Raw genomic sequence first — 12,257 nt, 5'->3', positions numbered from 1 at the left:
ACGTGAGCGCAGCGACCCCGATCCCCTACCACCCCTCCGTCGAGCAGCCGCGCACGGACGAGGCCGCAATCCACGCGCAGATGCTGGCGACCTTCGCGAAGATCCAGGAGACCACGCTCGGCGATTACGGCCGGGCGGTGCGGGGCGTCCATGCCAAGGCGCACGGCCTCCTGACCGGACGGCTCGACGTGCTCGACGGGCTGCCGCCCGAACTGGCGCAGGGCTTGTTCGAGCGGCCCGGCTCCTACGAGGCGTTGCTTCGCTTCTCCACCAATCCCGGCGACATCCTCGATGACAGCGTCTCGACCCCGCGCGGCCTCGCGCTGAAGATCGTCGGCGTCGAGGGCGAGCGGCTGGATGGCAGCGAGGGGACGACGCAGGATTTCGTGATGGCCAACGCCCCAGCCTTCACGGCTGCGGACGACGCGGCCTTCCTCAAGAGCCTGAAGCTGCTGGCGGCCACCACCGACACGCCGCAGGTGTTCAAGAAGGCGTTCTCCGCCGTGCTGCGCGGAGTCGAATCGGCGCTCGAAAGCATCGGCACGAAGAGCCCCACCCTGATCTCGCTGGGCGGCCACCCCGAGACGCATCTTCTCGGCGAGACCTTCTACAGCCAAGTGCCGCTGCGCTGGGGCGCCTACGTCGCCAAGGTCGCGGTGGCGCCGGTCTCGCCCGAACTGACCGCGCTGACGGGGGCGAGCCTCAACGTCAATGGACGGCCCGACGGCCTGCGCGAGGCGGTCACCGCCTTTTTCGCCGAGCACGAGGCCGTGTGGGAGCTGCGGGCGCAACTGCGCACGGACGAGGAGACGATGCCGGTCGAGGATGCCTCGAAGCCCTGGCCGGAGGACGAGAGCCCCTATGTCGCCGTGGCCCGGCTCAGGGTGCCGCGGCAGGCGGCGTGGAGCGAGGACGCGGTGCGGGCGATCGACGAGGGCTTGGCCTTCAATCCCTGGCACGCGCTTGCCGCGCACCGGCCGCTCGGCGCGATCATGCGGGCGCGCCGGGCCGCCTATCCCGCTTCCGCCCGCTTTCGCGCGGAGCGTAACGGCTGCCCGATCCACGAGCCCGGCGGACGCGGCCCCTCGGGCGCGTAGCCGGCCGAAGCCCGCTGTCCGCCTCCCCCGCGGGGAGGAGACCCGCGCCGATCCGGGATGCGCGCGCCGCCGGGTTGGTCTACGGCCTCGGTCCGGACGGCAACCGGGAGAGAGACGTGTCCGCCAAACAGGCCGGCGAGGCGGGGCGAGCGACCGCCCGCAATCCGCGGCGACTTGCCGGCATTGCCCTGATGTGCGTGGCACCGGTCTTCTTCGCGAGCCTCGACGCCACGGGCAAGGTGCTGGCGGGGACGGGCGTCGATCCGCTGCTCACCACCTTCATGCGCTATGCGGTCAACGTCGCGCTGGTGAGCGCCTTCCTCAACCCGGTGACGCGGCCGGGCGTCGCCCGCTCCCGGCGCCTACCGCTGCAGATCCTGCGCTCGCTTCTGCTGTTCGGCTCCACCGCCTGCAACTTCCTGGCGCTTCGCTCGCTCCAACTGGCAGAGACGATCTCGATCCAGTTCGCCGCGCCGCTCACCGTGGCGCTGCTGGCCGGGCCGCTGCTCGGCGAGTGGTCGTCGCGGATGCGGCTCGCGGCGGTGGCGGCGGGCTTCGTCGGCGTCCTCGTCATCGTGCGGCCGGACGCGCTGATGGCCAAGCCCGCGATCCTGTTCAGCCTCGGCGCGATGCTCTGTTACGCCGTCTACGTGATCGTCACGCGCAAGCTCGCGGCCTACGATTCGACCGCCACGACGGTGTTCTATACCGGCCTCGGCGGGCTCGCGGTGATGAGCCCGCTCCTGCCCTGGATCTGGACGGCGCCGGCCTCGGGGACGGTCTGGGCGCTGCTGATCGCGGTGGGGCTGTTCGGCACCATCGGGCACTGGCTGCTGGTGCTGGCCCATGCGCGGGCGCCGGCGAGCCTGCTCGCGCCCTTCATCTACACGCAGATCCTGTGGTCGGTGCTGCTGGGCTACCTGCTGTTCGGCGACGTGCCGAGCGCCTGGACGATGCTCGGCGCCGGCATCATCGTCGCCTCGGGCCTCGCGCTGCTGGCCGAGGATGCCCTGATGCGCCGGCCTCCGCGGCGGAACGAGGTATCCCCGCCGCGGACGGCCGCGCCGGCTCAGCGGTGGCGATGGCGGCGCTGATGGTGGGAGCGGTGGTGGTAATGGCGGTTCGAGCGCATCCGGGTGCGGTAGGCGCGCCGGCCGGGATCGATGCCGAGGGCGCCGTTGACGCCGCCCACCGCGCCGCCGACGGCACCACCCACGATCCCGCCGATCGGACCGGCGACGCGATCGCCCTCGGCCGCACCGCGGCGCATGCCGCCGGGAATGCCTTGAGCCTGAGCCTCACCGGCGATGGGCAGGAGGCAGAGCATCAGCCCTGCAGCGGCGATGGCAAGACGTCTCATGGCGGCATTTCCTCATTGGCGATGAAGACTTGACCGGTGCGTCCGAGGCGGACCGCCACCGATGGCCAGCCAACGAAGCTTTGCCCTTTCCGGTTCCGGCGCGCCGGCCGGCGATCCACAACCTGCGAGCGAAGCGCCGCCGGGCTCCCCGTCGCGACGGGACAGCCTTGTTCCCTCGAAATCGGCCGCCGCGGCGCTGACGCGCAAGGAAAACGCCGGCCCCTCGCGGGAGCCGGCGTCGTTGCGTACCGTCGGTCCCTCGTCGCCGAGGGTCAGGTCTGCTGCGTGCGGCGGGGGCGGACCTGCCAGCGCTCGAACGCTTCGGTCACCTCCTCGTCGCGACCCGTCTCCTGCGGGTTGCGGATCGCGGCGCCGAGCGCCTTCGAGAGGCTCTCGATCACGTCGTCGATGCGCGCGTCCGGCGGCAGCCGCTCACCGGACTCGCCATCGGCCTTCGGCGCCTCGGCGGTCTCGGCAGCCTGAGCCTCCTCCGGCTTGGCGGCTTCCACGGGCTGGGGCTGCTCCTCCGGTGCCGACGCCTCGGCCGGGGCGGCGGGTTCGGGCGGCGCAGCCTCGACCGGTTCCTCCGTCCGTGGCTCCTCGGGCTGCGGCGCCTCGGCGGCCGGCTCTTCCGCTGCGGCCGCAGCCGGGAGAGGCTCTTCGGCGGCCTGAGGCTGCTCCTCCGGCTTGGACTCCGGCGGCGTCGACGGCTCCGCCACGGCGGCGGCCAGGAGCGCCTCGGGAACCGGGGCGGGCTTGGGCGCCTCGAACGGACGCGACGACGGGGACGAGTCCCGCTGCGGTGTCGTCGGCTTCGACGGCATGAAGGGCGGGCGATTGGAGCCGAAGCGCGGCTCGATCAGGTCGAGCACCGCGTCGAGGGCGGCGTTGCTCAGCGGGATCTCGCCGGGGCTCGGAATGCCGGTGAGCGCGATCGCCTGGCCGTCATAGGCCTTGTCGGCGGTCACCTCGGCGCCGAACCAGACCGGCGGCGTGAAGCTCTGGGCAGCACCGGCATCGGGGAAGACGAGGCTGACGATGTCGAGGCCCGACGGGCGCACGTAGCGGTCGACGAGGGCCTCGACCGAGCCGCCGATCGAGACCGTCGTGCGCTCGTAGACCGCACGGCCGGCGCAGACGTCGAGCAGCGCGTCGCCGTGGGCGCGCGGCACCTCGGTGCGCTCCTCGGCCATCGCGCCCTCGACGCCGGTCATCAGCACGAGGAAGCAGTTGGTGCCCTGCAGGCGCACGAACGAGGTCCGCCCGGCCTGCGGCGCGAAGTAGCCCTCGGTGACGCGGGATCCGCCCCGCTCCTTCCGCAGCAGGCGGACCAGAGAGGGCGCCACGAGAAACCGGCGAACGACACTCATACACTTCCCTCCGCGGGTCGGGATGCCCCGTTCCGGGAGTTCGCCCCCGGACGCTCGGCCTTCGGACGCGAGGCCGGTCCCGCAGGAGACCGGCGACACCCCGCCTCGAGGACGGGCGGGTCACGAAGACCGGGGCGTTAACCTGTTCTTCACTCGGACCTTCATGACGAAGTGTTGAGCCCGAAACAACCACGCCGCAACCCTGGAGGCCGAAAAGGCGTGGAATTGTCGGGCTCGCAGCGTGATTCAGGTCGCGGGTTCGAAGTCGAGGGCGACGCCGTTCATGCAGTAGCGCAGGCCCGTCGGGGCCGGCCCGTCCTCGAAGACGTGGCCGAGATGCCCCTTGCAGCGGGCGCAATGCACCTCGGTGCGGGTCATCCAGTGGCTGCGGTCCACCTGCGTCTCCACCGCGCCTTCCAGCGGCGCGAAGAAGCTCGGCCAGCCGCTGCCGGACTCATACTTGGTGCCGCTCTCGAAGAGCGGGGCGCCGCAGCCGGCGCAGAAGAAGGTGCCGGCGCGCTTCTCGGCGTTGAGGCAGCTCGTGCCGGCCCGCTCGGTGCCGTGCTCGCGCAGCACGCGGTACTGCTCCGGCGTCAGTGCCCTGCGCCACTCGTCGTCCGTGCGGGTCTCGGTGTCCCCGCCGATGACGTCGGATCCGGCCATGTCGCGTTCCTCCGGTGCTCTTCTCGTTCGGCAAGATGGTGCCGGGCCCCGCTTGTCACGAGTGCGACGTGGCCGCGCAAGAACTGATGATAGGTTGCGGGTGCCTCAGGCCGCCGCGCCCACCGTGTCGGCCATGCGCGCGCCGCGCTGGCCCAGGGGCTTGCGCGGGCTCGTGGTCGAATCGCGGGCGGTCTGGTGCTCGATCTCGGCGTTGATCTCGCCGCCGAGCAGCACGATCGTGGCCGAGATCCAGATCCAGGTCATGAAGCCGATCACGGCGCCGAGCGAGCCGTAGGTCTCGTTGTAATTGCCGAAATTGGCGACGTACCAGGAGAACAGGATCGAGGCGGCGAGCCAGAGCAGGCCCGCCACGACGCTGCCGGCGCCGACCCAGCGCCAGCGCGCCCGCTCCCGGCTGGGGCCGTAGCGGTAGAGCACGGCGAGCCCCCCGAGCAGGACGAGGAGCAGCACCGGCCAGCGGGCCATGGCGATGAGGCGAGCGCCGTCGCCCAGGCCGAGGAAGTTGAACACCACCGGCAGCACGACGATCGACATCAGCGCCAGGATGATGAACAGCAGCGCCCCCCCGGTGAAGGTCAGCGAGCGGACGTTGAGCCAGAAGAAATTGCGCTTCTCCTCCTCCTCGTAGACGACGTTGAGGGCATCGAACATCGCCTTCATGGCGGCGTTGGCGCTCCACAGCGAGAGCGTCAGGCTGGTGAAGAAGGTGACACCCAGGGTGCCGCTGCCCTTGGCGGAAATGCGCTTTACCTGCTCGCCGATGATGTCGATGGCGCTCTCCGGCAGCACCCCGTGCAGCGTCGACAGATGGACGTTGATCGTGTTCACATCGGCCACCAGCCCATAGCAGGTGACGAGGGCGGCGATCGCCGGGAACAGCGAGAGCAGGGTGTAGAAGGTCACGCCCGCCGCCACCGAGAGCACCCGGTCCTTGTTGAATTCGAGGTAGACGCGGGTGGCGATGTCCCACCAGCCGGGGGACGGGATCTCGCCGGGGTGATCCGCGGCGCGCCCGCGGTCGCCCTGCGTCGCCGCCACCCAGCGGGCGGAGCGGCCCTCATGGGAATGGGCGCCGCCGTTGCGCGCCTTCGCGTCGGGCGGCTCGGACGGGTCCGGCTCGTCCTCGGGGCGGCGGCGGGGCGCGGCGGCGAGTGCGATCACCGCCGCTCCCATCATCAGGGTCCAGAGCACGGAGGCCGTGCCCTCCGCGGGAAGGCGGGGCGGGGTCTGGGGGGAGGACGGCATGATCCGGGCGGGGTCGCGCGCACGCGCCTTGTGTGAGACGCGGTTCAACCCCGGATCAGGCTTGGCCGTTCCCTCGAACCCGACGCATCCCCAGGAAAAGTCGAGAGGAAAAGCCGAGACCGGAGAAGGCCCTGGCGACCGTTGCGCCTCAGCCGACCTCGCGCTCCGGCAGCGGCGCCTCGACGGTCAGGACGAGGCCGCGGGGGCGGTAGTCGATCTTGGCCTCGCCGCCGAACTCGGCGGCCAGAACCCGCTCGATCATGCGGGTGCCGAAGCCGACCCGCGACGGCTTCTCGACCGGGGGACCGTCCAGCTCCTCCCAGCGCATGGTCAGGCGCCTGGGCGCTCCGCCCTCGACCTCCCAGTTGAGGATCACCCGGCCGGTCTCGTTCGAGAGGCCGCCATACTTCACCGCGTTGGTGGCGAGTTCGTGTAGCGCCATCACCACGGCGAGCGTCAGGCGGGGCGTCAGGCGCACCTCCGGCCCGCCGACCCGGATGCGGTTGCGTGGGCTGACGCGGAACGGCTGCAGGGCGCTCTCCACTGCCTCGGCGAGCGTGGCGCCCGTGGTCGCCTCCGAGGTGAGGATGTCGTGGGCGGTGGCAAGCGAGTTGAGGCGGGCGTCGAGCGTCCGGCGCGCATCGTCCAGGGAGGCGGCGTTGCGCAGGGTCTGGTGGGCGATGGACTGGACCGTCGCGATCGAGTTCTTCACCCGGTGCTTCATCTCGGCGGCGAGCAGGGCGCGCTGCTCGTCGGCCCGCTTGCGGTCGGTCACGTCGAGCGAGATGCCGGCCATGGAGAGCGGCGCGCCGTCCGCCCGGTAATAGGCCCGGCCGCGCAGCTGCACCCAGCGCACCTCGCCGCAGGGCGCCGAGACGCGGTGCTCGACGTCGTAATCGCTCCGGCGGTCGATCGCAGCCTGCATCGCCGCCTGCATCCGCTCGCGATCCTCCGGCACCACCGCCTCGACGAGGTCGTCATAGGTGAAGGGCTCACCGAGCGGGCGCCCGAAATTCTGCTTGCACAGGTCGGATGCCACGAGCCGGCGTTCGGCGAGGTCGAGGGTCCAGGCGCCGAGCCGGCCGGCGGCGAGCATGAATTCGAGGCGGTGCTCGCTGCGGGTGAGGTCGTCGTTGCGGCGCTCGACCTCCTGCTCCAGGGCGTCACGGTCGCGCTGCAGCCGGACCATCCGGTCGCGCTCCAGCGTCACGTCGAACTGCGAGGCGAAGAAGTAGGTGAGCCGCCCCTCGTCGTCGAAGACCGGCGAGATCAGCAGGCGATTCCAGAACACCTCGCCGTTCTTCTTGTGGTTGAGCAGCTCGATCTCGATCGGCACCCGCCGCTCGATCGCGTCGCGGATCCGGCTCACGTCGCGCGGGTCGGTCTCCGGCCCCTGGAGGAAGCGGCAGTTCCGCCCGAGGATCTCCTCACGGCTGTAGCCGGTGAGCTTGGTGAAGGCGTGGTTGACGAAGATGATCGGGTTGTCGGGACCGTACGGGTCGGTGATGAGCATCGGCATCCGCGTCGCCTTGACGGCGGCGGCGAACGGGTCGGAGCTGTCGGAGACGCGGACCAGCTCGGCATCGATCCGGTCCTGCTCGGTACTGCTGGTCACGTTCGAACGACACTCCGCGGTTTGACTCGAGACACACACCGCAGGCTTGCGGCGGCGCGCGCCGCCGGGACGGTCCACCCCCGGAATCAAAGCCCGCTCTTAGCACCCGTATCGCGAAGCATCGCATCACAGGCTTGAGAGCACCAGGGCGGGGTGGCGCCGCCGCACCGGTTCACGCAGGCTCCGGGGGCGGCGTTTCCGGCCGCTTCCGGCCGTACCTCGCGGATCCCCCCGGCGGCGGGCTCAACTCCGGTAGAGATCGGAATGGGCCTCGCGCAAAAGATTCTTCTGGACCTTGCCCATGGCGTTGCGCGGCAATTCGTTCGCGAACAGCACGCGCTTGGGGCACTTGTACTTGGCGAGCCGCCCTTCGAGCGCGGCGAGGACCGCCGCCTCGTCGGGCGCCCCCTCGCCCGGTACCACCACCGCCGTGACGCCCTCGCCGAAATCGGGATGGGCGAGACCGATCACCGCGGATTCGACGACGCCGGGCAGCGCGTCGATCTCCGACTCGATCTCCTTCGGGTAGACGTTGTAGCCGCCGGTGATGATGAGGTCCTTGCCGCGTCCGACGATGTGGACGTAGCCGTCGCGGTCGATCTTGCCGAGATCGCCGGTGATGAAGAACCCGTCCACCTTCAGCTCGGCGGCCGTTTTTTCGGGCATGCGCCAGTAGCCCTGGAACACGTTGGGACCCTTCACCTCGATCATCCCGACCTCCTCGGGACCGAGCGGCGCTCCGGTCTCGGGCTCGACCACACGCAAGCTCACCCCCGGCAGCGGAAAGCCGACCGTGCCGGCCCGCCGCGCGCCCTCGTAGGGGTTCGAGGTGTTCATGTTGGTCTCGGTCATGCCGTAGCGCTCGAGGATGGCGTGGCCGGTGCGCTGCGACCATTCCCGGTGGGTCTCGGCGAGCAGCGGCGCCGAGCCCGAGACGAACAGGCGCATATGCGCCGTCACCTCGCGGGTGAGGCCCGGCTCCTTGAGCAGCCGCGTGTAGAAGGTCGGCACCCCCATCATCGCCGTCGCCCGCGGCATCAGCTCCAGGATCTTCTTCGCGTCGAGCCGCGGCAGGAACAGCATCGTGCCGCCGGTGGCCAGAACGATGTTGGTGGCCACGAACAGGCCGTGGGTGTGGAACACCGGCAGGGCGTGGATCAGCACGTCGTCGGCCGTGAAGTGCCAGTACTGGGCCAGCGTCAGCGCGTTCGAGGCGAGGTTGTCGTGACTCAGCATGGCGCCCTTGGAGCGCCCGGTCGTGCCCGAGGTGTAGAGGATCGCCGCGAGGTCGTCGGGTCCGCGGGGCACGTCGGTAAAGTCCGCGCTCGCCGCGTCGGCGGCTTCGGCCATGCTGCCGCGCCCCGATGCGTCGAGGGTGCGCACCTGCTTCACTCCGGCCTCCCCGGCGACCGCCGACAGGTCGGCCTCGCGGGCCGGATCGCAGACGAACAGGGCCGGCTCGGCATCGCCGAGGAAGTAGGCGATCTCCGGCCCGGTATAGGCGGTGTTGAGCGGCAGGAAGACCGCGCCCGCCCGCACCGCACCGAGATAGAGGAAGATCACCTCGGCGCTCTTCTCGACCTGCACCGCGACCCGGTCACCGGGCTTCACCCCGAGCGCGACCAGCGCGTTCGCGTAGGCGCCCGAGCGGGCGAGCAGGTCGGCGTAGCTGTAGCGAGCGCCCTCGATCGTCTCGATGAAGACCTTGGCATCCGGCTCGGCCGGAAGATGGGTGCGGACGAGGCCGAACAGGTGGTTGACGGTCGCTTCGGCCATCGCGCGTTTCCTCAGCAAGTGTCCTCGGATCCTTGCAGCGGATCCTTTCCCTCCGCATTGGCGCGGGCGCGCGCTTCGTTCAAGCGGGAAGGATCGGCGAAGGCCCTCAGGACGATCCGGAAGACGGGCCGAGCGATCGCCGGACCGCGCCCGCCGTCGGTCCTATTCCGTGGGGATGCGCCCGACCGAGCAGAGGGTGCGCAACGCCCCCGCGCTGTCGGTGTAGCAGCTCGCCGACCAGCCGTTCTGCTGGATGAAGGACTTGCGGCCCTCGCGGAGCGCGGTCTGGTAGGCCCGCGCCAGGATCGGCTGCACGACTGCGGCCGGTTCGCCGACCACGAGCTCCGAGGCGATCGTCAGCTCGCGGAAGAACTCGGCGGAGGGCGAGGGATCGCCCGAGGAGGCCTGGACGATGGGCTGGGCGCGGCAGGTGAGATCGAGCTTGACCCCGCTCGCCGCCCGGACGTCGATGCTCGGGCCGACCCGGCGGCCGACCTTCTTCGCTCCCGTGGCCTGGGCGATGCGGGCGGCGAGCGCGTCGCACTCGTCGGCCTGGGCGGCGGTGGATAGGAGGAACAGGGCGGCGAGGAGCGGGCGAAGCATGGCAGGGAGCCGGTCTGGAGGGGCGCACCTCCCGACCGCGCCCCTGCGGGCCGGCGCGGGATCAAGCGCTGTGCCGGCCTTCTTAAGGTAACGGCCCGCCGCTGGCTTCCACTTTTCGAGAGGCCGCCCCCACACGAGGCCGACAGACCTCGCGCCGGGCCGACGACGGCTGTGGACGACGTCGCGATCGGGCTTTCGCACCCGTGTCTTGGCCTGTGGACAGCCGCTGTGGACGGATGGGGATGAAAAGGCGGGGTTGACCCTGGCTGAGCGGCAACCGAAACCTTGCCGCCGCCGCGCCGGCAGATGCGCGGGACACGATCGGAGGAGCGCGAATGCCGACGACGCAGAGCCTGGGAGGACGCAAGCCGATCGGATCGGCGCTCCTGTTCGCGCTGAGCCTCGCCCTTGCCGGACCGGCTGCGGCGCAGGACCAGGGCACGGCCCAGGGCACGACCGCCGCGCCGCAGGGTCAGGCCCGCGCCCGGACGAAGGCGGGCCCGTCGGTCCAGCCGATCCAGGTCTGGGACGCGCGCATCGAGGGCGGCGACCTGCGCATCAGCGGCAGCGTGCGCAAGAGCGGGGTCACGGTGATCCTCGACGACGACATCTCGGTCCTGTCCGACCGGCGCGGGCGCTTCGAGTTCCGGCTGCCCTACCGGCCCGCGACCTGCGTCGCGATGATCAAGGCCGGCGAGGATGAGCGTGAGGCGGTGGTCGCCAATTGCGCGCCGGAGGGCCCGGCCGGCAAGGCGGGCGAGACCGGCCCCGCCGGACCGCAGGGCACGGCCGGCCTTCAGGGACCGCCCGGTCCTAAAGGCGATGCGGGGCCCAAGGGCGAGCAGGGACCGAAGGGAGAGGCCGGCACGGCCGGACTCCCCGGAGCCAAGGGCGATCAAGGCCCCAAAGGCGAACCGGGCGCGAGAGGCGAGCGGGGTGCCAAGGGGGATCCCGGTCCCAAGGGGGATCCGGGCGCGAAGGGGGATCCGGGCGCGAAGGGCGAGGCGGCCGGGACGGTCGCGGCCCCGTTCCGGGTGGTGCGGGCCCGCTCCTGTCCGGAGACGGGCTGCACCCTGAGCTGCGATGCGGGCGAAGTACTGGCCTCGGCCACCTGTCAGACGGGCGCTGCGGCGATGCTCGACGGGGAGGCCAAGGCCTCCTGCCCCTCCGGCGGCATGGTGGGCATCTGCGCCCGGCCCTGAGCGGGCCTCACCCGGCCTCGGCGGCTTCGAGCCAGGCGAGCATCCCCTTCGCCGCGGCCCGGCCGCTGGCGAAGGCGGCCTGGAGCAGGTAGCCGCCGGTGGGCGCTTCCCAGTCGAGCATCTCGCCGGCGGCGAAGGTGCCGGGCCGCGCCCGCAGCATGAAGCGCGCGTCGACTTCGCTGAAGGCGACGCCGCCCGCGGTCGAGATCGCGCGCTCGATCGACGTCGGCGCCAGGAGCCGCAGCGGCGCGCCCTTGATCGCGGCCGCCAGCGCCGTCGCCTCGGTCGGCAGGGCGTTGGCGTGCGCCTCGCGCAACAGGCCGATGGCGGCGGGGCTCAAGGCAGCAGCCTTGCGCAGGCGCGTCGACAGGCTCTCTCCGGGCCGGCTCCGGGTCAGCCGCGCGGCGAGCGCAGCCGCATCGAGATCCGGGCGCAGGTCGAGGATGAGTTCGGCGAAGCCGTGGCGCTCCACCGCCTCGCGGATCGGCCGCGACAGCGCGTAGATCACGCCGCCCTCGATCCCGTCCCTCGTCGCGACGGCCTCGCCGCGGGCGCTCGCTCCGCCGATCCGCGCGGCGAGGCGCTTGAGCGGCTCGCCCGCGAAGCGCTGCGCGAAATGCGCCGACCACGCGACATGGAAACCGACATTGGCCGGTTTGAGGGGCGCCACCGCGACCCCTCGCTCGGCCAGCAGCGGCACCCAGGCTCCGTCCGAGCCGAGCCGCGGCCAGCTCGCACCTCCCAGGGCGAGCAGGGTCGCCCGCGGCCGGACGATGTGCGGGCCCTCCGGTGTCTCGAAGGTCAAGGCTCCCTCGGCCCCCGCCCCGAGCGCGGCGAGCCGGTGCCGGGTGCGGATCGCGACGCCCGCTGCGTCGAGGCGGGCGAGCCACGCGCGCAGCAGGGGGGACGCCTTGAAGCTCTCGGGAAAGACGCGGCCGCTCGAGCCGACGAAGGTCGTCTGACCCAGTCCCTCGCACCACGCCCGCAACGCCTCCGGCGGATAGGCCTCGACGGCCGCCGGCAGGCGCGGATCGACCGGCGCGTAGCGCGCCAGGAAATCCGGCAGCGGCTCGGAATGGGTGAGGTTCAGCCCGCCGCGGCCGGCGATGAGCAGCTTGCGGCCGACGGACGGCATGCGCTCGTAGACCGTGACGGCACGGCCCGCCCCGGTCAGCACCTCCGCCGCTGCGAGCCCCGCCGGCCCGCCGCCGACGATGGCGATGTCGATCACGCTGTCCCGATCCGCATCCATGGCCTGCGGCAGGGCCCAGAGAGGCCATCGCTGTCAAGCGGAGCCGGCGGGGA

11 protein-coding genes are annotated in these 12,257 nt (G+C 71.7%); 3 read left to right on the top strand and 8 right to left on the bottom strand.

Annotated elements, in window-relative coordinates:
- The first annotated feature begins 2 nt into the window (after positions 1–2).
- Positions 3–1,097 carry a catalase family protein gene (locus HNR51_RS22840; RefSeq protein WP_182556452.1) on the top strand — a complete coding sequence of 365 codons (1,095 nt, stop codon included), beginning with the start codon at positions 3–5 and terminating at the stop codon, positions 1,095–1,097.
- A 116-nt stretch (positions 1,098–1,213) separates the two neighbouring features.
- Positions 1,214–2,191, top strand: a complete 978-nt coding sequence (locus HNR51_RS22835) for a DMT family transporter (RefSeq protein ID WP_182556451.1) — start codon at positions 1,214–1,216, stop codon at positions 2,189–2,191.
- On the opposite strand, the gene HNR51_RS22830 is transcribed toward HNR51_RS22835, so the two are convergent.
- The 7 genes from HNR51_RS22830 to HNR51_RS22800 all read right to left on the bottom strand — a co-directional run bounded on the left by HNR51_RS22830 (position 2,167) and on the right by HNR51_RS22800 (position 9,750).
- Positions 2,167–2,457, bottom strand: coding sequence for a hypothetical protein (locus HNR51_RS22830; protein WP_012452731.1), 291 nt, complete (start codon positions 2,455–2,457; stop codon positions 2,167–2,169). The genes HNR51_RS22835 and HNR51_RS22830 overlap by 25 nt on opposite strands.
- Before the next feature lie 272 nt (positions 2,458–2,729).
- Positions 2,730–3,827, bottom strand: a complete 1,098-nt coding sequence (locus tag HNR51_RS22825; RefSeq protein WP_063987190.1) for a CYTH domain-containing protein — start codon at positions 3,825–3,827, stop codon at positions 2,730–2,732.
- Positions 3,828–4,073: 246 nt separating this feature from the next.
- Positions 4,074–4,490: a peptide-methionine (R)-S-oxide reductase MsrB gene (gene msrB, locus HNR51_RS22820; protein ID WP_152275914.1), complete on the bottom strand. Its 417-nt coding sequence runs from the start codon at positions 4,488–4,490 to the stop codon at positions 4,074–4,076.
- 105 nt (positions 4,491–4,595) lie between these two features.
- The gene (locus tag HNR51_RS22815; RefSeq protein ID WP_012452734.1) at positions 4,596–5,756 is read right to left on the bottom strand and encodes a YihY/virulence factor BrkB family protein; all 1,161 of its coding nucleotides are present in this window, start codon (positions 5,754–5,756) and stop codon (positions 4,596–4,598) included.
- Between the two features lie 148 nt (positions 5,757–5,904).
- Complete coding sequence (locus HNR51_RS22810) at positions 5,905–7,371, bottom strand: PAS domain S-box protein (protein ID WP_182556450.1); 1,467 nt, start codon at positions 7,369–7,371, stop codon at positions 5,905–5,907.
- Positions 7,372–7,614: 243 nt separating this feature from the next.
- Positions 7,615–9,147, bottom strand: coding sequence for a malonate--CoA ligase (locus HNR51_RS22805; protein ID WP_182556449.1), 1,533 nt, complete (start codon positions 9,145–9,147; stop codon positions 7,615–7,617).
- A 162-nt stretch (positions 9,148–9,309) separates the two neighbouring features.
- Positions 9,310–9,750 carry a hypothetical protein gene (locus HNR51_RS22800; protein WP_182556448.1) on the bottom strand — a complete coding sequence of 147 codons (441 nt, stop codon included), beginning with the start codon at positions 9,748–9,750 and terminating at the stop codon, positions 9,310–9,312.
- Positions 9,751–10,085: 335 nt separating this feature from the next.
- Between HNR51_RS22800 and HNR51_RS22795 the strand changes: the two genes are divergently transcribed.
- Entirely contained in the window at positions 10,086–10,952 is an 867-nt protein-coding gene (locus tag HNR51_RS22795; protein WP_182556447.1) for a collagen-like protein, read from the top strand.
- A 7-nt stretch (positions 10,953–10,959) separates the two neighbouring features.
- On the opposite strand, the gene HNR51_RS22790 is transcribed toward HNR51_RS22795, so the two are convergent.
- Complete coding sequence (locus HNR51_RS22790; protein ID WP_182556446.1) at positions 10,960–12,204, bottom strand: TIGR03862 family flavoprotein; 1,245 nt, start codon at positions 12,202–12,204, stop codon at positions 10,960–10,962.
- Between the last annotated feature and the right edge of the window lie 53 nt (positions 12,205–12,257).

The sequence above is a fragment of the Methylorubrum thiocyanatum genome (assembly GCA_014138645.1).
Lineage (GTDB): Bacteria > Pseudomonadota > Alphaproteobacteria > Rhizobiales > Beijerinckiaceae > Methylobacterium > Methylobacterium thiocyanatum.
The sequence above is the reverse complement of the archived record's forward strand: the minus strand, read 5'-3'. Positions and strand labels throughout refer to the sequence as shown.